Annotated in this window: 14 protein-coding genes; all 14 read left to right on the top strand. The window is 42.1% G+C overall.

What is annotated here, in order from left to right; genetic code table 11:
• Window positions 1-1947, top strand: coding sequence for a sigma 54-interacting response regulator (locus QWZ01_RS10850; RefSeq protein ID WP_290323341.1), 1947 nt, complete (start codon window positions 1-3; stop codon window positions 1945-1947).
• A 1015-nt stretch (window positions 1948-2962) separates the two neighbouring features.
• Entirely contained in the window at window positions 2963-3478 is a 516-nt protein-coding gene (locus QWZ01_RS10845) for a YceI family protein (protein ID WP_290323340.1), read from the top strand.
• Between the two features lie 204 nt (window positions 3479-3682).
• Window positions 3683-5788, top strand: coding sequence for a sigma-54 interaction domain-containing protein (locus QWZ01_RS10840; protein ID WP_290323339.1), 2106 nt, complete (start codon window positions 3683-3685; stop codon window positions 5786-5788).
• Window positions 5789-6357: 569 nt separating this feature from the next.
• Entirely contained in the window at window positions 6358-7488 is a 1131-nt protein-coding gene (locus QWZ01_RS10835; RefSeq protein WP_290323338.1) for an efflux RND transporter periplasmic adaptor subunit, read from the top strand.
• Window positions 7489-7499: 11 nt separating this feature from the next.
• Window positions 7500-10697, top strand: a complete 3198-nt coding sequence (locus QWZ01_RS10830) for an efflux RND transporter permease subunit (RefSeq protein WP_290323337.1) — start codon at window positions 7500-7502, stop codon at window positions 10695-10697.
• The gene (locus tag QWZ01_RS10825; RefSeq protein ID WP_290323336.1) at window positions 10694-12112 is read left to right on the top strand and encodes an efflux transporter outer membrane subunit; all 1419 of its coding nucleotides are present in this window, start codon (window positions 10694-10696) and stop codon (window positions 12110-12112) included. The genes QWZ01_RS10830 and QWZ01_RS10825 overlap by 4 nt, the downstream gene beginning before the upstream one ends.
• A 273-nt stretch (window positions 12113-12385) precedes the next feature.
• Window positions 12386-12685, top strand: coding sequence for a hypothetical protein (locus QWZ01_RS10820; RefSeq protein ID WP_290323334.1), 300 nt, complete (start codon window positions 12386-12388; stop codon window positions 12683-12685).
• A 49-nt stretch (window positions 12686-12734) separates the two neighbouring features.
• On the top strand, window positions 12735-13331 hold the full coding sequence (locus QWZ01_RS10815; RefSeq protein WP_290323333.1) for a TetR/AcrR family transcriptional regulator: 597 nt from the start codon (window positions 12735-12737) through the stop codon (window positions 13329-13331).
• A gap of 253 nt (window positions 13332-13584) precedes the next feature.
• Window positions 13585-15522 (top strand): sigma 54-interacting transcriptional regulator, encoded by a 1938-nt coding sequence (locus QWZ01_RS10810; RefSeq protein WP_290323332.1) that lies wholly within the window; start codon window positions 13585-13587, stop codon window positions 15520-15522.
• 83 nt (window positions 15523-15605) lie between these two features.
• Window positions 15606-17918, top strand: coding sequence for a tetratricopeptide repeat-containing sensor histidine kinase (locus tag QWZ01_RS10805; RefSeq protein WP_290323331.1), 2313 nt, complete (start codon window positions 15606-15608; stop codon window positions 17916-17918).
• A gap of 433 nt (window positions 17919-18351) precedes the next feature.
• Window positions 18352-18642: a hypothetical protein gene (locus QWZ01_RS10800; protein WP_290323330.1), complete on the top strand. Its 291-nt coding sequence runs from the start codon at window positions 18352-18354 to the stop codon at window positions 18640-18642.
• Between the two features lie 55 nt (window positions 18643-18697).
• Window positions 18698-19303 (top strand): TetR/AcrR family transcriptional regulator, encoded by a 606-nt coding sequence (locus QWZ01_RS10795; protein WP_290323329.1) that lies wholly within the window; start codon window positions 18698-18700, stop codon window positions 19301-19303.
• A gap of 74 nt (window positions 19304-19377) precedes the next feature.
• Window positions 19378-21309 (top strand): sigma 54-interacting response regulator, encoded by a 1932-nt coding sequence (locus tag QWZ01_RS10790; protein ID WP_290323328.1) that lies wholly within the window; start codon window positions 19378-19380, stop codon window positions 21307-21309.
• A 63-nt stretch (window positions 21310-21372) separates the two neighbouring features.
• Window positions 21373-23841 carry a tetratricopeptide repeat-containing sensor histidine kinase gene (locus QWZ01_RS10785; protein WP_290323327.1) on the top strand — a complete coding sequence of 823 codons (2469 nt, stop codon included), beginning with the start codon at window positions 21373-21375 and terminating at the stop codon, window positions 23839-23841.
• The last annotated feature ends 216 nt before the right edge of the window (window positions 23842-24057 follow it).

The following is a 24057-nucleotide window of genomic DNA, read 5'->3' as shown; positions in this document are numbered from 1 at the left end:
ATGAACGGGAAAATATTGATTGTTGAAGACGAATTTATCGTTGCGAGCGACCTGCGGATTATATTGGAAAAGGCCGGTCACCAGATTTGCGGTATTGCGCCTTCCGTAGCCAGAGCGCTGGATATTATCAAATTGAAAAGACCGGAAATGGTTTTTATCGATATCCAGCTTTCAGGTAACCTGACCGGTATTGACCTGGCCAGGCAACTTCAGGTCATGCAGATTCCATTCATATATGTTTCGGCCAATTCCAATCAGCGAATTCTTGAAGAGGCAAAGTTGACCAGACCATATGGCTTCCTGGTTAAGCCCTTTCGGGAAAAGGATGTACTGGTTACACTGGATATAGCGGCTTACAGGCATGAAAATAATCTGGAAGCTAAACTGATCAAGGAAAATATCCTGCAGCAGAAAATTGCGGATATCATGATTGGAAAAGCGGATTGGCAGGAAAAAATCAGATTAATTCTCGAAGCGTTGAATGAGCATATTCCGATAGACTATCATTCTACTTGCTGGGTAAATAACGGAGAGGAATTCGATGATGGAATACTTTTTTTTAAGGAGAATAACGCCTTCGAACTTATATCCATGGGAGAACTTGCCGCTAAAACCGGACGGACGGATCAGGAGCTGAAGGAAGCGATTATACCTCCCGAGGCACTGAACAAGGCGGCATGGTTTGCAGGGGAACAGTTTGAGCAGATGTGTGCGCAAAATCCTTTTCGCAAAATTATCAGTCGGGCATTTGATTTGGGATCAGCCCTGATTATGCCGGTATTCATTCCGGGCAAGGGCATATTTACTTACTCGTTTTACAGCCATGGAGCTAACAGTTATAATCAGGAACATTCGGCCCTGTTGGACCGGCTTGGATTGGTGTTGATGCGCATAGCAGCAATTATACCCAAAGCAGGACAGCATAATGGTTTTTTGAACGCGGAAAGGGAGATTTTAGCTCATGACATTATTGGAGCAGATGACAGTCAGGATGAGATACACGGTTTGGTAGGATCCAGCCCTACATTCCAGGAAATCAAGAAGCAACTTGCTGTAGCGGCGCCTTTTGAAATTTCTGTACTTATTCTTGGTGAAAGTGGCACGGGAAAGGAACGGATCGCGCAGGCTATTCATCGCCTGTCAAATCGTAAAGCGATGCCGTTTGTTAAAGTAAATTGCGCTGCAATTCCGGCTACATTGATGGAATCTGAATTGTTTGGCCATGAAAAGGGGGCTTTTACCGGTGCACTGAACAGGAGGATCGGCAAGTTCGAACAAGCTGCTTCCGGGACAATCTTTTTGGATGAGATAGGAGAACTTCCGCTTGATTTGCAGGTTAAATTATTGTGCGTACTTCAGGAAAAAGAGATTGTTCGGCTTGGTGGCAATCAGATAATTAAAACGGATGTCAGGATAATAGCTGCAACGAACCGAAATCTGGAAAGGGAAGTAGCCGAAGGGCGTTTTCGCCTCGACCTTTATTATCGCCTAAACGTTTTTCCCATGATGCTGCCGCCTTTAAGGGAGCGAACAGAGGACATCGCGCAGCTGGCGGAATTTTTCCTCCGGAAGTATTCAAAGCAAATGACTAAAAATATCCGGTATATGTCCAGCGATGTCCTTCAGGCCCTGACCGCTTACGATTGGCCGGGAAATATCCGGGAAATGGAAAATATAATGGAGCGTGCAGTTCTTTTAAACACCGGTGATACGCTGGACGTAATAGACCTTCCTGATAATACCTTGCCTCAGCATGAATTTCAGAGCAGCGACGGAACTATAAAAACGATACGGGAACTGGAAAAGGATCATATTCTTAACGTGTTGAAAAAGTGCAATGGACGTATCGGAGGCAACGGAGGAGCGGCGGAATTGCTGGATGTTGCCCCCACGACGCTTATTTCTAAAATGAACAAGTTAGGCATCGTGAAAAAATTCAAAACCTGATCTCAACGACCTTTTCCGAAAATTGAAATTATACTTTTGAGAATATTGATTTTTTGAATTAACCGATGGTTGATCATGCAGGAATTAATTTGTCATTCGATATTGTAAAATTGTATTCCATGGTTTGATGAAACACTCCGGTAAATATTCCAGATGAGCATAACATTATATACAGTCGATTAAATTGATAAAGCTCCTGTGTTAATATTGCAGGCAATCCTTTTGCCTGGTGAATAATGTAATTGTATTCGTACATTTTTGAAATAACGTATAATTTTTTTTCATGTTTTTTATTAAGTATTTGATTGTCAGTTTTTTAAAAAAATGGCATTTGATGTGTATTTAGTTTAGCACGACTATTAAATGAACATAAATCTATTTCCTAGACGAGTTGTGGTTACGGAGGGAGTTTGGTCGGGCAGCATTGACTGTCATTGGAGTTAAAGATTTATCCGTCTGTCTTGGTCCTGTTTTTTACACTTCAGGGCAATCAGATGATTAGAACTAAAAGTATCTGATGACCCATCACGTTTTCAAATGACCTCTCATAAGATAGACCAGACATGATAATGTTAAGGTATCAGATGATGTTCCTCAATCAATTTACTAAAAAATATTAATCATGGATATGTTCATTTTTATTTTTACGAGAGCGGTGATCGTGGCCTGTATACTTTTGATCCTGATGGATTTTTATCAGGGTAACGCCCACCAGAGTTGAACCACGCTGTGCCAGGAGAGATGCTGGTACAACATTTTTTTTACTAAAAGTAGCATGAGTTAACGTGTTTTAGCTATCGTAATGATACTTGCTGATTTACGCTATGTCGTAAATTTTTAATTGTTGATTTGTTGTAAGTATTTATATATTAAAGCTTTAGGTGCTGGTATGCTTTTGGATATATCGTTACTATGCTGTGGTCCCCTTCCCGGCTCGATCAGCTTTTGCCAATAAAACAATTATGAAAGTAAATCCTGCGGTGTTGCGAACACCGGTAACGTTACAACGCCAATTATGAAAAAGTATATGTGGAAGGTTCTGATGGACAGGTCTTCAATTCAGGTCAAGGTCAGGTATATGAAAATTGGATTGATCATAGCCGATTTCAAAAAGTTCACTGGAGCAATACATGCTGGGGATCACTTCAAAAACCCTGAAATACAGTTCTCGATAGATGCCGGTTCAGTAAATACGCATGATAAGGGAATTGACAAACAAATTTGTTCCGGGCGTTTCCTTTCCGTGAAAAACTATCCGCAAATTTTGTTTTCAGCAATCAATGGCTGTATCCCTAGTTCAGGAGGCATTTTGGAATTGACCGGTAACTTATCTGTGAAGGCGATCACCCGTCCAATTACCTTAGTCGTTAACTCCTCTGTTCTTCGGGTAGAAGAGCGAAAAAATGTAGCTAGCTTTAATCTTTTCGGCAGTATCAGCATGAAAGACTTCGAGTTAGAATGCGAGTTGAATGACAGCCTGGAAGATCATCTGCATATTCAAACAACACTTTTTCTCCAAAAAATTGACTGAAATGCCCGATCGGGCTGAACCGTTCAGACGCTGAAACGAAATAAAGCACCAGCTTTGTTAATATACGATATTTCGTATAATTCAATTCAATAATTTTTATTAAATAATTGATTGTTAATTAGTTATGCTTGGGTATAATATTGGCTTTAAATAGCATGTTGTAGACCGTTCCATATTCGATGATTGGTCACAACTCGAATAGTTATGAGTTTATCTGACAGGTCAAATCGCGAAATTAATGATCCGGATCGGTTGTCGTTCCGTAATGGAATCAGTTTGAAAATTGAAGGCATGGCGTCTTCGTTCGATTTTATTTCCGCTATATCGGCGGTAAGACACAAGGCTGATCTGCTGCAATTGATCAGCAGCGGATTGAAGCGTTTGATCAGTTTTTTTGATTACAGCATTTTTTTTTCAAATGAAGACAAGCCGGATTTAATTAACTATTGTGGTTTGGATGCATATCATGATTTAAAAATATGGCTTACGGAACAACTCCTTGATTCCCGGGTTATTTCGTTCGCTGTCAGCGATATGACAGCAGATAGCGAAATAGCTGAACAATTGATTCAACAGGGTATTACGCACATGGCGGGAGCAATGATGGATAAAGAGTCATCGGGCTACCTGTTATTGTTCAGCAAAGAGCAGGAAGGTTTTACAGTTTCTGAGCTGGAAATCCTTAGCTTGGTGACAAAGCCCCTGGCACATGCAGTATTTAATATGCTGCGCGTTGAACAAATGCATTTGCAGGCTGCTGAAAATGCGGAGCTATTTGAATTTATCAAAGAAATCGGGATGGTACGGGACCGGGATACGCTGCTCGCTGCACTTGATAACACACAGTGCGAATTATTCAGGACTGCAGAATATATTTTGACGATTAAAGATGCCGGACAATCTTACCGCTGGTTTTACCTCCATAAGTTTTTATCTCCGCTTGTTCAGGGCGAACGAGTTCCGGAAATCACAACTTCTTCGTTTTGTTTTTCTGAAGACCTGGCCACAACGGTTCTGAATTCGAACGGGCCTGTATATATTGATTTGGAGACCGGGGCGCATCAGGACAGGGTCGGTACATCAGCAGCCGTTTTTTTTAAGTCGATGGGCATTTCTTCTTTAATCGGGATGCCACTCAAGCAAAGCGATGAGCAGGTCGGGATTTTATGGTTGGTAAAAGGCGAAAAAGATTATGGCCGTATATTAACCGGAATCGCTCCATATCTGGCTGCTGCAATACGTAATATCACGAATAATGAGCAAGTTCAAGTTCAGCTTAAGGAGCTCTTTCAGTACAGGGAGCAACTGGAAATAGAAAATCTTTATCTGCAGGAGGAAATTGAGATTACTAACAATTACAACGAGATTGTCGGGGCAAGCCGGGTTATGGGTAATTTGTTTCACATGGTTTCTCAGGTAGCAGGCACCTCAAGTTCTGTTTTAATTCAGGGCGAAACAGGAACGGGGAAAGAGTTAATTGCGCGTGCGATTCACAACACTTCACCGAGGCGGGACAAAATGATGGTCAAGATTAACTGTGCCGCACTTCCGCCTAACCTGATCGAAAGTGAGCTGTTTGGTCATGAAAGGGGAAGTTTTACAGGAGCTACAGAAAGAAGGATCGGTAAATTTGAACTCGCCAATAACAGTACACTCTTTTTGGACGAAATTGGGGAATTGCCGATCGACCTGCAAGTAAAGCTCTTGAGAGCGCTTCAGGAGAAGGAAATTGAACGGGTTGGCGGAAAGACCGTTATCAAAACAAATGTACGAATCATTGCCGCTACCAACCGCGATTTGAAGCAGGAAGTCAAACTTGGTAATTTTCGCAATGACCTTTATTTCCGGTTGAATGTATTTCCGGTTTTTATTCCTCCTTTAAGGGAACGGAAAGAAGATATTAACCTGTTGGCAACACATTTTTTAAATAAACATGCTAAAAAATCAGGTAAAAAAGTCATCGGTTTTTCCAGTAAGGTGATGAAACAACTGCACGCCTATGACTGGCCTGGAAATGTCAGGGAGCTTGAACATCTCATTGAGCGGAGCATTTTGTTAGCTACCCAGCCGGTCATCAACGCGATCAATCTTCCGACATCTGAAAATAAAGAATCCAACCCCCACCTGGCAATCAATCGTATTAAAACAATTGATGAGATCGAACGCGAACACATACTTTACGTTCTAAGAAGTTGTAAAGGTAAAGTGTCGGGCATCGGCGGTGCTGCCCAAGCCTTAAATATTCCGTCTACTACGCTGGGCTCAAAAATGAAACGCCTTGGAATTACCAAGGAATTCACCTCAGAATGAGCAAATCTTAGGAGCATCTTTTTTAATAGCTTTTTAATCAAATAAAATCCGGCTGCTTTTTTGGGATGGGCTAAAAAAGCAGTTCATCAGTATGATCAATTTAACCGGCATATATATTCCTGAATAAAGTAGCTGACAACATTGATTTACGATATAGCGGAACATTCTTCTATTTGATTGCTATGTAAGTATCTGATATTTAGTTTATTATATATGTGGCATTTAATTGGGGTCAGGATTGATATTCTTGATAACATTAAATAAAACATTATGAAAAAAACGTCATCCAACCGGCAAATCTGCGCATGGAGCCGGATCGGTTTCAAACAAAATGCAACCATGTTATTGAGATCATCCGCAATGCTCGGCAGTCCTTGCTACGGTCGCGCTCCTTCAGATCCTCAACATGTAACATCAACAACGAAACAGGCATATGTATGAGTTCGATTGTGGTTGAAATGTAAAGTAAAACAAAACCAGTTGCATTTTGAAAGTTCTTTGTTTTATATTTGTTCTCATAATGCAATTGATCACACAAACAAAATTTAAAAAACTTAAAAATTAAGATCATGAAAATTCAATATCTCTTCCTTTTGGCATTTCTTGCCAGTTGCTCGGCGAAACCTGCACCGGTCGCCAACGCGCCACAGGAGTTACCTGTTATTCAAATCAGTTCGGGTGATGCTACAACTTATGAAGATTATCCGGCGGCCGTTGAAGGGACTGTTAATGTAGAGATCCGTCCGCAAATAACAGGCATATTAAATCATATATTCGTTGACGACGGCGCATATGTAACTAAAGGTCAGCCAATATTTAAAATCGACGAAGCACCTTTTGTAGAGAAGCTTAATAATGCTAAAGCAAGTTTACACACTGCAGAGGGTGCCCTGAGTAACGCGCAACTGGAGATCGAAAAGCTTACCCCGCTGGTGTCTGGCAAAGTAATTTCAGACTTCCAGCTAAAAACGGCACAGTCAGTTCGCGAGGTTGCTCTTGGAAATGTTGAACAGGCCAAAGCTGACATAGCAACGGCTAAAATCAATCTGGGGTATACCCTGATCAAGGCGCCAGTAAGCGGTTTTATAGGCCGTTTATTGCGTAAAGAAGGAAGCATCGTTGGTCCGGCTGATCCTTCGCCGCTCACCGAACTTTCTGACGTGCATAATGTTCACGTGTTTTTTGCTTTGGGTGAATATGATTTTATCCGTTTTAAATCCCAATACGCGGGAAATACGCTGGCCGAAAAAATTCAGAAACTTCCGCCTGTTGACCTGATTCTCGCTGACGACAGTGCCTTTACCAATAAAGGAAAAATCGACCTGATCAATGGTCAGTTTGATAACAATACCGGCGCTATAACGGTTCGTGCCACATTCAAAAACGAAAACGGACTTCTTCGTTCCGGTAATACCGGCAAGATCAGGCTAGGGTTAAAATTAACCAACCAGATGGTTGTACCGCAATCGGCCACTCAGGAAATGCAGGACAAAGTTTTTGTGTTTTTAGTGGATAACAATAATAAAGTCAGCAAAAAAGTAATTACCATATCTGGTAAAGCCGGCAATAACTACCTGGTTAAAGACGGTTTGAAAGCGGGTGATCGCATCGTTTATAAAGGTTATGATCACTTACATGAAGGTGATGTTATTGCGCCTCAAAAGGCTGATCTATCAACATCTTTAGTTGCAAACAATTAATCCTATCAGCCATGTTAAAGAAATTTATCGAAAGACCGGTACTGGCTACAGTTATCTCGTCTTTGCTAGTCATACTAGGTGTGATGGGTATGTTAAGCCTTCCATTAGAAAGGTTTCCGGACATTGCCCCGCCGGCAGTTCAGGTTACGGCTATCTATCCTGGTGCAAATGCGGAAACCATTTTGCGCTCGGTTGCCCCTTCACTCGAAGAAGCCATTAACGGTGTTGACAACATGACCTATATCAGTTCTGTTGCCAGTAACGACGGGTCACTTGTTATATCCGTATTTTTCACCAAGGGCACTGATCCTGATCAGGCTGCCGTAAACGTACAGAATCGCGTATCTCAGGCTACAAGCCAGCTTCCACCAGAAGTGGTACAACGGGGTATCATTACGGCCAAACAGGAAAACAGCCTGATGATGGTGCAATCCATTTATAGCGATGATCCCCAAAAATATGATCAGCGCTTCATTGTGAATTATGCCAACATTAACGTTATCCCCGACTTAAAACGTATACAAGGTGTTGGAACAGCATTTATATTGGGAGGCAACAGGGAGTATGCTATGCGAATCTGGTTGAAACCAAGTCAGCTTGCTGCTTACAAAATATCTTCTGCGGAAGTGTTGGCAGCGATTAACGACCAGAATCTGGAAGCTGCACCCGGCAAATTCGGAGAGGGTAGTAAGGAATCCTTTGAATATGTTGTGAAATATGATGGCAAGCTGAACAGGCCGGTGGATTACGAAGATATTATTATCCGTGCTAACCCTGACGGTTCGTTTTTAAAATTGAAAGATGTTGCACGGGTAGAGCTCGGTTCCTATACCTACAATAGCGATAATAAGGTCAATCTGAATAATAGTCTGGACGGGAAACCGGGTATTACTATTGTTATCTTCCAATTGCCCGGTTCCAATGCGGATGAGATCCAAACGAAAGCGAAAGCGCTTTTCGAAAAAGCAGGACAAAACTATCCGAAGGGAATTTATAATTCTACTTTTTACACCACCAAGGATGCGCTTGATACCTCCATCGAACAGGTGAAGCATACGCTGCTGGAAGCGTTCGTGCTGGTATTCATCGTCGTTTTCCTTTTCCTGCAGGATTTCAGGTCGACCCTTATTCCTGCCATTGCGGTTCCGGTAGCCATTATCGGTACGTTCTTCTTTATGAACATTTTTGGGTTCACCATCAATTTACTGACCTTGTTTGCACTGGTACTCGCTATCGGTATCGTGGTGGATGATGCTATCGTCGTCGTTGAAGCTGTGCATGCGAAAATGGAGCATAAGAAGCTCGCCCCGGCGCCCGCAACGCTGGAAGCCATGCACGAAATTACCGGTGCCATTATTTCCATAACACTGATCATGGCTGCGGTATTCCTGCCGATAGGCCTAATGAAAGGAGCCACCGGCTTATTCTACAGGCAGTTTGCCTTTACACTGGCTATCGCCATCGTAATTTCAGCGGTAAATGCTTTAACGCTGAGCCCCGCTTTATGTGCGCTCATATTGAGAGATATACACAGCGGTGAAGGAAAACCGGCGCCGAGAAATTTTAAAGAACGCTTTTTCCTGTTCTTCAATACAACGTTTACCATGCTGACCGCTCGGTATGTGATCAGCCTGAAATTTTTGATCCGTCAGAAATGGCTAACAATGTGTGCGCTGATTATCATCGCCGTAACCACAGTCTTTATGATCAAAAGAACCCAGACTGGTTTTATTCCTACTGAAGATATCGGTTTTATCGGGGTTGCCGTAAGCATGCAGCCTGGTGCGTCTCTCGAAAGGATGAGGGCCATCGATGACGAAATCGTAGCAAAACTTACGGTTATGCCGCAGGTTCAGAAAGTAAATAACCTGGTTGGGTTTGACTTTTTGACATTCACGAACAGTCCATCCGCTTCTCAGATTTTTGCCATTCTGAAACCGGTTGATCAGCGCGGACCGGTAAAGACAATCGCCGAGATTAAAGCGCTCATACAACAGAAAATGTCTACGATTAAAGGTATGGACGCCTTCGCATTCGAGCTTCCTTCCATTCCGGGATATAGTAATGTGGACGGCTTGGACGTGGTACTTCAGGATCGGACAGGTGACGCCAAATTGGATAAATTTAGTGGTGTTTCAGACAATTTTATTGCTGAATTGATGAAGCACAAAGAAATCGGGCTCGCATTTACCACCTTCAAATCAAACTATCCACAGTATAACCTGGAGATCAATAAGCCAAAAGCAAAACAGCTTGGCGTAAGTATACGGGATATTCTGCAGTCTATGCAAACCTACTTTGGTAGCATTCAGGCATCGGATTTCAACCGCTTCGGGAAATATTATCGCGTAGTTGCACAAGCTGATGTTTCAGAGCGGACTGATCCTTCAAAAATTGACGGAATTTATGTCAAAAATGACAAAGGTGAAATGGTGCCCATCAACACGCTTGTTCATTTGAAAAGGGTATATGGACCAGAGACAGCGAAGCGATATAACCTGTTTAATTCAATTTCGGTAACTGTTATGCCTAACAAGGGATTCAGCTCTGGCGATGCCATCAAAGTTGTTGAAGAGGTATCAAAGAAAAGCCTGCCTGACGGATATACCCAGGAGTTCTCGGGCCTGACCAAAGAGCAGATCACTTCAGGTGGGCTTGCAGTAATTGTATTCAGCTTATGTCTGGTGTTTGTTTATTTCCTCTTAGCCGCTCAATATGAAAGTTATATTCTGCCGCTGGCGGTAATCCTTTCTATACCTAACGGCATCTTTGGCGTATTTATAGCCATCGGTCTTACAGGAATCGAAAATAACATCTATGTACAGGTCGCCATGATCATGCTGATTGGCTTGCTCTCCAAAAACGCCATCCTGATCGTGGAATTCGCTGTACAACGGAGAAGGGCTGGTCACCCGCTTATTCAATCAGCACTGGAAGGGGCAAGCCTTCGTATCCGGCCGATTATCATGACCTCTTTCGCCTTCGTTGCCGGTATGATTCCAATGATGGGTGCTACAGGCCCTTCAGCGAATGGTAACCATTCGATCAGTATCGCGGCCGCAGGTGGTATGCTTTTCGGAGTTATGCTGGGTTTATCCTTTATACCAGTGCTGTTTGTCGTTTTCCAGGCATTGCAGGAAAGAGTAAGCCGTAAAAAGATAGTTGAAATCGAATCACACGAATTAGATATGTTAATTCACCAATCATGAAAACAATATATAAATACAGTGCAGCTATGATGATATTGATAGCTGCACAGATACTGGCGGGTTGTAAAGTGTCGAAGGACATTGCTTTACCGGATACATCCCTGCCCAAAACTTATCGAAATGCCCCTGTTGACAGCCTGTCAGTCGGAGCGTTACCCTGGAAATCATTCTTTGAAGACGAAGAGCTCAAAAGTTTAATTGCTGATGCACTTGAGCATAATTACGACTTACAGGTAGCTGTCAAAAATATTGAAGCAGCAGAACTGGCTTTTAAACAGTCAAAATTAGGGAACGTACCTACTGTTGGAATTCAGGCCACAGCAAGTACCAGCCGTCCGTCAGATAACAGTTTAAACGGCCTGTCGCTGAACCAGTATTTGGGTACAAAGCATATCGAGGACTATACCATTGCAGCATCACTATCCTGGGAGGCGGACATATGGGGAAAAATCCGCAGCCAGAAGGCGGCCGCGCTCGCGTCCTTCCTGTCAACACAGGAAGCGCGTAAGGCCGTTCAGACAAGGATTGTCAGCGACATCTCCAAAGGCTATTATAACCTGCTCATGCTGGATTCTCAGCTGGGCATAGCCAGGAGAAATGTGAAACTGAATGATAGCACACTAACTATTATCAAATTACAATATAGCGCCGGCCAGGTTACCACGCTGGCCGTTCAGCAAGCCGAGGCGCAAAAACTTACGGCTGAAGGGCTGGTTCCCCAGTTTGAGCAGCAGATCGCGGTTCAGGAGAATGCGATCAGTGTATTAAGTGGCAGACTGCCCAGTCCCGTTGGGCGCGACATCAGCCTGGAATCGCTGTCGTTGACGGAAAAACTCAGCACCGGAATGCCTTCGGAACTATTAAGCCGCCGTCCTGATGTAAAGCGTGCAGAATTGGAGCTTTCCAGGGCAAATGCGAACGTAGGATATTCCAAAGCAAATATGTATCCATCTCTAACGATCGGTGCGCAGGGAGGGCTGGATGCCATTAAAGCAAGTAACTGGTTCAATATACCGGCTTCCTTGTTTGGCGTAGTAACAGGTGGAATTGCGCAGCCATTATTTGACAAGAAAAGATTGAGTACCTTATACCAGGTGGCAAAAGTGAACCGGGAAGCCAGCGTGCTTCAATTTCGTCAATCGGTATTGGTAGCTTACCAGGAAGTATCTGATGCGCTGGTTAAACTGGATAAATTAAAACAACAGCAGGCCTTAGCCACAGAGCGGACAGCTACGCTTCAGCAGGCTACTCATAATTCCCAGCAGCTTTTCAAAAACGGACTGGCAACTTATTTAGAAGTTATCACCGCGCAAGGCAATGTTCTGCAAAGCGAACTGGAGCTTGCTTCCATCAAGAAAGCGAGATTGGATGCTACAGTCGATCTTTACAGATCATTGGGCGGGGGATGGAATTAATACCATAATTCACAAGGGAAGAAAAGATCTTAAAAGTATTTGTTTTATCTAAAAAGCTCATGATTTCAAGCTATTGAATATTGTGAGCTTTTTGGTTTAATACAACAGTTATTCAACAATCAAAACCGAACGGAGACCATATTTTGAAAAAAATACTGATAAAGAAGTGTGAAAATGATTTGTCATTATCATAACAAATTATTAAAACCAGTTGCAAAATGCAATTTGTATTTTTACTTTTGAATCATCATTACAGAATAAAAAATGTTGCAAATGAATAAGGAAGTTCAAGCTGTTGATCAGCCCGTTTTAAGTGGAAGTATACTGATCCGATATATAAATTGTATTACCAACTGCGCTTTGCAGGTGCCTGATAGCATCGTAGAGACAATTACCGGAAGAAATATAAACTCTTCCAGCCCTGGTAAGGCAGGGCTGGAAAAAAAAGCTTTTGAACGATTTGCTGTGAACGTGAAAGGATTTTTAAGAGATCCCGGTCACGACCATACTGTATCGGATGATTATGGGCAGCAATGGCTGTCCGAGGCTGCTCATATGGATATGAGTGCCTGAAAATCGAATGTGATAAATCTTTTATCATGACTATATAGCAAACCACTTCATGAAAACACAACAGCATCAGTTATCCATGGAAAGTGATATTAAGCTTAAGATCCTGCGTGCCGCTATGCAAATCGTTCGTGAAGCAGGATGGAATGCGCTGAGTATGCGTAAAATAGCAGTTATGATTAATTGCACACCTCCGGCCATTTATGGATATTTCAGTAGCAAAGAAGCGATCAGGCTGGGTTTAGCCAGGTGGGGGTTTCTCAGGTTAAATCAATCAATCGAAAGGGCGAGAGATACGAGTACCGTAGCGATCGACCAACTTGAAAGGATGTGGTCAGCCTATATCGTATTTGCACAGGAGGAAAGGATGCTTTACCAGATTATGTTCGGTCATGGGATGGTTGAATCACCGGAATCGGAAAAGTGCACTGAAGCGGATATGATCACGTTGACTATCTGTGAAGTTATTGGCAATGTGCCCAAGGGTTGGAACAATAATTCAGAAATTATCAGGAGAAAGTATTACCTGATGTGGGCCATGGCTCATGGCGCATCAATGATACGACAGCGCTGTAGCCCTATTATGGAAACTTCCCTGAGCGAGTGGGTTGCCGAATGGGTAAGATTGTCGATCTCCGATACTGATTAAATTCCATCGTTCCTGCTTTTGGTCGGGAAAAAAAACGATATTTAATACCGCATATGTTTATTGACGATATAAAGTGAATTATTGTAAATGAATTTGTTTTAATATTCTTATTATCAGTTAATTAATGTATGGTTGTTTATTTGTTCAATTATTCATCGAATTTATAGCGTGAATGTTGAACTGTATTTCAGCGCAATCCGCACATCAATTAGTGAAGTAAAAATGTTATATTTATAGATACTTCTTGCATCAAATGAGCGAAAAAATACTGATCGTGGAAGACGTGTTTCTCGAAGCAAATAATCTTCGGATTATATTGGAGAAATCGGGACACGTGGTTTGCGGGGTAGCCCGTTCTTTTGATCATGCTGTACAACTGGTCAGACAAGAACATCCGGATATTGTGCTGATAGATATTTTTTTAAAAGGAAAGCTCACCGGAATTGACCTGGCCCGATGGCTTTCCAGGTCAGGAATTGCATTTATATTCCTATCGGCTAATTCCAACGCTTCCACGCTGGAAGCGGCGAAAGCTACACAGCCATACGGCTTCCTGGTTAAGCCATTTCGCGAGCGGGATATTCTGGTTGCGCTCGAAATTGCTGTTTTTCGTCACCGGCATATGCACGAACTTCGCCTAAGACAGGAGCGATGGCTAACCGATATGCTGAATAATATCCTGGCGACTAAAATTAATAAACACCAACAATTGCTGTTGCTGGCAAAAGCGTTCCAGCCGTTTATTCAATTTGATTATATCCTGATAGAAACCGATATGGAAAGTGACAGAACGGATTCCGTCTATGGTTTTCAACGAACAAATTATGAAGAATACAGTACATTGGATACAACCGAGTTTTTTGAACATTTCGCTATATCCATATCGGATCTTTCAGCAATCCGGCAAATGTATATTGATGACAGCTCGATCAGGTATCAGAATGGAGAAGATTTTATAAGAGCTTGCAGTACAAATAAGATAAACGAGAATTTTAGCGAGTCCTTCGGCGTGAAGTCGGGGATGATGGTGCCTATTATACCGTTGCAGGGTATCAAAGGAGCTATTTCGTTTTTAAGTAAACAGCAAACGTGTTTTTCAGACGATCACTTAGAGCTGATCGCCCCGCTTACCCCTTTGCTGGTTTCCATTATCCAAAATATAAGCAAGAACCAGCGGGAAACCAGCACAGGGGAACTAAACAAAGCTCAGCGAGGATATCCGGCTAAACCTGACTTTACCGGGATCATTGGCAAAAGCTCCAAATTGCGTTTTGTTCTGGACCAGGTTACTCAAGTGGCACCTTACGATACTTCAGTTCTTATTTTCGGGGAAACCGGCGTAGGAAAAGAGGGGTTGGTAGAGGCCATACATCAATGCTCACCCAGAAAAACAAAACCGCTGATCAAAATTAATTGCGCGGCTATGGCGGCAGGGCTGGTTGAATCAGAATTATTCGGTCATGAACGCGGCGCGTATACCGACGCCCGCGAGCGGCGGATCGGAAAATTTGAGCAGGCTCAGGGCGGAACCATTTTTCTTGATGAAATCGGCGAAATTCCCTTAGATGTTCAAACCAAATTGCTTCGGGTCTTGCAGGAAAAGGAAATTGAGCGGGTTGGGGGAAGGGGGACTATCAAGGTGGATGTTCGGATCATCGCTGCGACAAACCGGGATCTCTATAAAGAAGTGGGCAGCGGGAATTTTCGTATGGACCTTTACTACAGAATCAACGTTTTTCCGATTGAGTTGCCCCCGCTTCGTGAGCGCACGGAAGATATCCCGCTGCTCGTTGATTATTTTCTAAACCGGCATGCCCGGATGAATGGAGAAGAGCAAAAAAGTGTAGCGCCTGACGTCATCAGTGGGATGCTTGAATACTCCTGGCCAGGCAATATCAGAGAACTACAGCACACACTGGAGCGGCATATTCTGACAACCAAAGGTCCGCTCATCACGTCGCTGATGCTTCCTGAACGCTCCGGTGTTGCTGTCACTGTTAAAGAACAGAAACGGTCCAGGCCGCAAACGATCGAAGAAGTTGAAAAAGCGCATATTTTAATGGTGATACAAGAATGCAATGGCCGTATTTCGGGTAAAGGCGGGGCTGCTGAGATACTTCAGTTACCGCCTTCAAGTTTGAGGCTAAAAATGAATAAGCTCGGTATTGCATGGCAGCACACTATCAAATGATTGCATTCCTAATGTTGTACTCCGGTGGTTAAATAGGAGCATAGAAGTAATCGATTTCTGAATTAAAAATAAATGATCAGTATATGGAGTCGAAAATGCAGGCAATTTTACCTATCAGCCCATGCACGGTGTGGACCCTCTTCGTCATGCTATTTTGTTTAGCTGCTGTAAGTTCCAATGCGCAGTACTCCTCAACCAAAACCCCCAGAGAACTCTTAACATTGGTTGAAAAATCCAAACCTGATACTAATAAGATTTTATTGTTACTTCAATTGGGCGACCATTTCGTATCCAAGCCGGGTAACCTAAAATCAGATTTGGACAGCGCATTTGTTTATTTTAAACAAGCCAAACGTCTAAGTGAAACTATCCGATCGGAAAAATGGCGCTTTGAAACACTCAAATCGGAAGGTAACTGCTATTTGGAAGGGCTTGATTTGGTTCGTGGAAAATCCTGTTTTATGCAGGTGATCAATTATTACAAACTAAACGGAGATAAAAAAAATGAGGCTAAAGTTTGGTTAAGATTGCAGCAATGTATTCCATACATGGGACCATATCTGGATGAAAAAGAAAAATGTTTTCGCCAAGCAATAGGTATCTACAAAGCCATAAATGACACACTAAACGAAGCGAATGTCTTGAAAGCGACCGCAGATCTACATTTAAACGAGGGAAAGCTTGATTTAGCCGAGAATGAATTATTAGAAGTTATCGCAAAATACAAAGCAGTTCATTATAAAAAATTACATCATACTTATTTTTTATTATCCGCAGTTAATCGACTCAAAGGCAATTTAGATAAGGAATTGTTTTACAATCTTGAAACTATCGCGGTTATGGAAGCAACTGCAGACACTGCCTTTCGCGCACTATTCCTTTATGAAACTGCACGAACTTACAGAGATTTGGGCCGGCGCGATCAAAGCTTGTATTACTATAATAAAGTTACCCAAATCTTGCTTCACAAGCATCCTATTACCGATGTGGATAAGATCAGGGTGTATGGAATGGCGACAGAAATTGTACAATTGTTATTGGCTGAAAAAAAACCATATGACGCATTGCTGGCAATGGAAAAAACAATCAGGGCCTTACCATCTGACAATCCGGACATTATGTTTCTAAAAAATATGGGTTTGGGTTTATGTTATGGTGCACTTAAAGACTACAAAAAAGCCGAGTTAAATTATATGGAGATGATTAAACTTGAACAGAAAAATGTTTTATATGGCTTTTACGATGAAAACAAAATCCTTCCCTATAAACTCATTAGTGATTTTTTCATAGAAATTAAACAATACGATAAAGCTATTCCATTTTTAAAACAACTGGAAAAGATGTCTCCGGGTAAAGTTCCTGTAGTGATGTTAAGTGAAATTCAACTTTCAGAATATAAAATCGATTCGGCAGCGGGTCAGATGCGCAAGGCAATCGAACATTATAAATTGTATAAAGCGTTGAATGATTCTGCATATAACGAGAAAAAAAGTAAGCAAATTGCTGAATTAGAGATCAAGTATGAAACGACAAAAAAAGAAAAGGACTTAAAGCTATTAAAGGCTACTGATAAATTGCGCCAACGTGCCCTTGAGCAAGCGGATCAAACTAGGAAATTCTATTTGGCCGGCATGATCATGTCATTGATCATAATAGGTGTGGGATATGGGCGTTTTCGTGCTAAGCAGAGAAGTAACTTATTACTTGAAACTAAGCAAAAGGAAATTACATCCAAAAATATTCGGCTTGAAAAGTTACTTCACGATAACGAATTATTAATACGGGAAGTTCATCACCGGGTGAAGAACAATCTGCAGGTGGTAATGAGTCTGCTATCATCTCAATCTGTTTACCTGCGGGATGAAGCAGCACTGGCGGCTGTGATGGAAAGCCAACACCGCGTTCAGGCTATGTCGCTAATTCACCAAAAACTGTACAAAACAGATAATCATTCAACGATTTACATGCCGGATTATATCAATGATCTTGTGGACTACCTAAAGGACAGTTATCAAACCCAGAATCATATTTACTTTGACCGCGATATCGAACCGATTTATCTGGATGTCTCACAGGCCGTGCCGCTCGGGTTGATATTAAATGAGACAATTACTAATGCTATCAAGCATGCCTTTCCGAACCAGATTGAAAAGGTGATCAGGATCAGGCTGATCACTGAAAACGAGGAGGGAGTTAAATTGATAGTGTCGGATAACGGATTTGGAATTCCCGACTCCTGGCTGACCCAATCACCAAACTCTTTTGGTATAACACTGATGCGGGGATTGGCTGAAGACCTGGACGGATCAATTGAAATTACGAATTCGAGAGGGACAACCTTGATCATAGTTTTCAAAATAGAAACGATGCATGGCAACGAGCAGTTCTCCATATAACATCATCGTTCGGGTTGTCAATAATATATTATTTAATTAAATGGTCATCCTGTATCCGTTTATTACCGGCAGGAAATTATCTCGTCCACCGTCGCGGAATCAAATTAAAGTAATTTTGAACTTTCTCAGGTTTATTTAATTACGGCTAAATCAAAAATACAAAGGCTCTTTAAAAGTCAGGGAAAACAATACCTCTGATGATTTTCCGTAACATCTTCTAAGGCTATGATAATTCGCTGAATAATTGTTGATTGGCGAAATATCATAGGGAAAAAGAATAAGAAATTTTATTAAGTATCTTATTTTTAACTGTTTATGTATTGGTTTGGTAATTGCAACTGTCCTATTGATGAAGTAGCGACGACTTAAAGTAATTGGAAAGAAGTGCCACTACAAGTGAATACTGGGTTTTACAGCTAATAACGAAAATCCTATGGGACAGTTCAAATACAAGAGACAAAATGCCTCACTTACCAAAATGATCATCAATCTGCATTCTATGGGGTTTACCGAGGAGTTTTATCTCCAGGACGCTAAAGTTTTTATTTTTTCAACGACAGCTGCTGAAGAATCGATCTCCAGTTTTGAGGTCTTGTTGATCAACCAGGTTTTCGATGAGTTTTGTGGCGGATACAAATATATACATGCTATTGAATCCGACTCTGGTATCAGGGGATTGTTATTGATGGAAGAATGTCTTTTCGCATCTGCCTGCGGGCGTTAACCATGCATCTTTCCAAATGCTTTAATTGATTTGTGAAAAATATAGGGACGGTAATATGAATGCATGGACAAAAAAGGTAAATGGGGATAAAATCAAAGCCGACATTCATGATGCAATAATAAAGCTTGTCGATAGGGATGGTTGGGATAACCTGAGCATTGCGAAAATTGCGGTGGAAAGTGGTTACAGTGGTTCTACTGTATACAGACACTATCAGAACAAAAATACATTGCTAAGTGAATTTACGCGGGAGGGTTATCTGCTCTTGTACCGGGAGGTAGTCAGGGCAGGAACCGTTAGTTTGCTTCCTGCTTTGCGATTAAATCACATGTGGCAGGCATACTGGAACTTTGCTTTTACGCAGCAAAAATATTATCGCCTGATGTTTGGCGTAGGTACTTCATCATGCAGGCTTTCCCCATGTTGCCCCGAACTGAAGTGTTTCGTCAAAGCTTTCATAACAGCCATGAGAGGCGCCGTTGTGAGTTACGGTAAGACTGAGGAACGGGTAGACGCTGAATTCTATACTTATTGGTCGGTAGTTCATGGACTGATCTGTCTGAACTTTCAGCAAAATGAATTTTCGCGCGGACTAAATAATATGGTTCTCATGGAATCGTTTCACGCAATCGCCAATACCTTTCAGGCAAGTGTTTTATAAATTAGGATTAATAACCGTTATACGGTCCATCATTTGCATTTTTTAGTCAAGGTTTTGCCTATATTTATATACAAATGGGTGATAATATCTTGATAGTTGAGGACGAGTTTATTGAAGCGAACGATTTGAGATCGGTGCTGGAACAGGCTGGCTATCGGGTATGCGGAATTGCCCGCTCTGTGTCGCAGGCCAATGAACTGATCATGGCATACCAGCCGGATATCGTTTTAGTGGATATATTTTTGAAAGGGAAGCAAACGGGGATCGACCTTGCCAAAAAACTTACGGCTAAAAATATGCCTTTCATCTATCTGTCGGCAAATTCTAACCCATCTACCCTTGCAGAAGCCAAAGCCACGCAGCCCTATGGTTTTTTAGTAAAGCCGTTTCGCGAGAAAGATATTTTAATTGCCTTGGAAATTGCGGCCTATCGTTTCAAACATGCACGTGAGGTCCTGACCAGACATGAGGAATGGTTGCAGGGACTGCTATCGAATATTCAGGCAAAGGAAAATAATGCTTTCGAAAAATTGCTTAGCCTTGCCTCCGCTTTTCAGCCATTTCTGCATTTTGACTTTGTACTCATCGATACAGATATCATGGGACATGATATACATACGCTAACTGGCTTTCAGCGTATCAATTATGACAGTTATAAGGCACTCGATATTTTTGCTTCCGGAGATATTTTCCTGCTCTTGAAAGATCTGGCTGAGGTAAGGAAGTCGATCCTGAATAATTCAGAAATTTGCTATCGCAACAAACAGGATTTTTTCGAAAGTATGGCATCTAATAAGGTGAACAGACAGGTATATGCGCTTTTGGAGATGGAATCAGAACTGGCGGTTCCCGTACTCAGCGGCGACGTGAGTGCCTCATTTTTCTTTTACAGCAGGCAACCGGAATGTTTTAATGATGAACAGGTGAAGTTGATGCGTGCCATGCTGCCTGCCTTGGCAGAAACTATCAGGAATATAAAAAACACCCAAAATCGGGTCGGGAGAAATGATTCGGAACAGGCTGTTTCGGTACGGGAAAAGACATCCTTTTTTCCTGGTATAATAGGTAACAGCCCCCAGTTATTAAGTGCCTTGGATCAGGTTACCCAGGTTGCGCCGTTTGAAACCTCGGTTTTGCTGCTGGGTGAAACTGGGACTGGAAAAGAAGGCCTGGTAAATTTGATTCACCAATTATCGCCGAGAAGCCGCAAACCACTGATCAAGATCAATTGCGCTTCAATTCCGGAAAGCCTGGTAGAATCTGAATTTTTCGGTCATGAAAAAGGCGCGTTCACAGGAGCCAATGAGCGCCGGATCGGCAAATTCGAGCAGGCTGCAGGAGGAACGGTTTTCCTGGATGAGATCGGCGAAATTTCGTTGGATATGCAATCAAAGTTATTAAGGGTACTTCAGGAGAAAGAAATTGAGCGCGTGGGCGGCAGACAAACTGTCAGCACAGATGTGCGCATCATAGCCGCAACAAATCGCAACCTGGAAGACGAAGTTGCCAAAGGGGCGTTTCGGATGGATCTCTATTATCGTATTAATGTATTTCCAATTATGCTCGCCCCGCTTCGTCAAAGGAAAGAGGATATTCCCTTGCTGGTCAACTATTTTCTTTCTGAACGCGCACGCATTTCGGGGCAGAAAACAAAAAATATCACCCAACGGGCACTTGAACAGCTGATGGACTATTCCTGGCCGGGAAACATCAGGCAGCTTCAGCATCTTATCGAACGAATGGTGATTATAACAGACGGCAGGGAAATCGATCGGATCGAATTGCCTTCATCCATTGCTGTCAACGAGGCTCCAGATACGGTCAAACGAAAAGTTCAAAGTATCGGAGAATTGGAAAGAAACCATATCATGGAGGTACTTCAGAATTGCATGGGTAAAATTTCAGGTAGCGGAGGAGCGGCGGAAATATTGCAGCTCCCCGTTGCGACGCTTCGTATGAAAATGAAAAAGCTCGGTATTCAGTGGCATCATACTTTTGGACAATGAAATAAATGGCGGTCTGATTTTATATCAGTTATGGGAGCTAAAACAGTATTAATCACTCAGCATATGAAGAGAAAACGCTGGCACTTTTGTATGGTCATGCTGCTATTGGGTTTGTTTTCCGAAACCAGCGAAGCACAGGTACGCATTTCTGACAAGCCTCACGATGTATTACTGCTACAGCTTAGTTCTGGTTTTCTGTACGTCGTAAAGCAGGCCAGGGTCGATCTTGACAGTACGCTAATGATTACCAGTCAGCGCCATGGCCTGAGTCGTATACCTATCATCACCGAAGGTTTTGATAAAAACTATCCTTTGGCTAATTGCAAGTGGATGGATGACAATGATACGCATCAGATAATTACCCGGCTTGATTTGGCAGAGGGTAAAGAACATGCGCGGCTCCTGTTATTGCTTGGTGCATATTATGCATTTTACCCCGGAACGTCTAATGTAAATATTGAACGAGCTGTGACCTACCTGAATGGGGCGAAAAAGGAGTGTAGTGCGCTGGGAATCAATGATTGGGCAACACAGTGCGACATATTGCTGGGAAAGTGCTATTTTAAGTCGGGAAAAGTCGATGCAGCGAAAGCGATAATTCAGCATGCCGTGGAATCTGCTAAACGGTATGGAAATCAGGATCTTATTGCAAAGGCCTATTATTACGTGGGTGCCTATTGTCCGTTTATCCCGGAATTATTGGACTACCGGATTGCCTGCCTGGAAAAAGCTGAGCGATTATATCGGATACTCCAGGATCACGTTAATCAGACCAACGTGCTTATGGATTTGTCCTACCAAAATTTCGCAAGGGGCAAAGTAAAAGAATCGGAGGCTGCAGCAGTAGCCTCCCTCAATTTGCAAAAATCGATTAACTTCCCCTATACACATTATACCAACGATATGCTGGCTTATTTGGCTCGTATAACGGCGAATTTTGCCAATGAGCTCCAGATTGGTTTGTACGAAGCGAAAACTGCCGAAGTAACAAGGGACAGCTTAGGTTTAGGATATTTTTATCTCCGGGTTGGGGAAGCTTATTACAATGCAGGAAATCATGTTGAAGAAAGTAATGCATGGTATAGGAAAGCGCTGACCGAATTTGTCAGGAACGGCGGAGATCCGGCTCTTTATGTCATTTTTAGCAGCGATATGTTCATTGAGTATGGCTTAAATGATCACCGGACAGTGCTGAAAACATTGCAAAAACTACTGAAAGACTTTCCTCCTACAAATACGATAGATCAGCAAAGCGCATATGTAGCAATTGCCGCCTGCTATGAAAAATTAAATCGATACAAGGATGCGGAAAAGTATCTCCTGATGGCCGAAAAACTGGAACAGGCCAACCGGAAAATTCGCGGAAACCTGAATGATAATTATATATACTTTCGGTTAGGCGGTCTTTATACCGAATTGAAAGATCAAAAAAAAAGCAAGTTTTATAACCAAAAGTTCATCAGTACGTCGAAAGATACAATACTGTTGTTGGGTGCTTACCGGAATCTGTACCAAGCCGATTCGGCCTCTGGCGGTTTTACTGCCATGAGAAATTTGTACCATTATGCAGTTTTGAAAGATAAGATCTATACAAAGGCGAAAAATAAATTAGTGGAAGAACTGAGTGTACGTTATCAGACTTCGCAAAAAGAGAAAGATATTGAAGTATACAAGGCAAGAAACTTATTGCAATCACAAACAGCCGCAACTACGCGCCGGATAACTATTGCAGGACTTATCGTGTTAATGCTGATCATTTTATTGATCTGGCTGCTATATGTCGGTAAACAAAGGAGTAACCGGCAGCTTCAGTCGCAAAAGGATGAGATTGCCAGGAAAAACCTGCAATTGGAACACGTTATCGATGAAAAGGATGAATTATTGGTTGCCAAAGAATGGCTGCTGAAAGAAGTGCACCATCGTGTAAAAAATAATCTTCAATTGGTGATGAGCTTACTGAATTCTCAAAGTACCTACCTGAAGGATGAAACGGCGCTTAATGCCGTGCTGGAAAGCCGCCATCGCGTGCAGGCTATGTCACTTATCCATCAAAAATTATATAAATCCGATAACGCATCCAGTATCAACATGCGGGATTACATTAAAGAATTGGTAGCTTATTTGAAAGAAAGTTTTAAAACGGGCCTGAGCATTTATTTTGAGCTGCGAATTGATGCGCTCGAACTGGATGTTAGTCAGGCTGTGCCTGTGGGGCTTATTCTGAACGAACTGATCACAAATGCTATTAAATATGCATTTCCTTATACGGGCGAAGACAGGATAGTCGTCGTTCTTTCCAAAACAAAAAGCAATGTTATTTCTTTGGTTTTTTCTGATAACGGGCGAGGACTTCCTGTAAATTTTGATGAGTCGGAAACGAAGTCTTTTGGAATCAAACTCATCAAAGGACTGGCAGAAGATCTGGGCGGGATACTCCGGGTTGAGTCGTTGAATGGCACAATGGTCACCATGCAGTTTAAGATAGCAGATTTTTACGAACAACCTGAATTGCTAAATAACGACCACAGCTAAAGCATGATGGTTATTTGCTAAATCTCAGAAAGCAGCAAGTCAAATGATTGGTCTTACAACGCTTTCGTTTCGTGTTTTGATGATTTACGATATATCGTATAGGATTCTTGGATTTAAATAATTGTAATGATTTAATAATCAGACAATTGTGATATTGGTATATGAATTGATTTATTGGTATAGCTGGAATAATTGACAGAGGCAAGCCCCGGTCAT

Source organism: Mucilaginibacter aquaedulcis, assembly GCF_030409325.1.
In the GTDB taxonomy this organism is placed as follows: Bacteria; Bacteroidota; Bacteroidia; order Sphingobacteriales; family Sphingobacteriaceae; genus Mucilaginibacter; species Mucilaginibacter aquaedulcis.
Note: the sequence above shows the minus strand (reverse complement) of the source record. Positions and strands in the feature narration are given on the sequence as shown.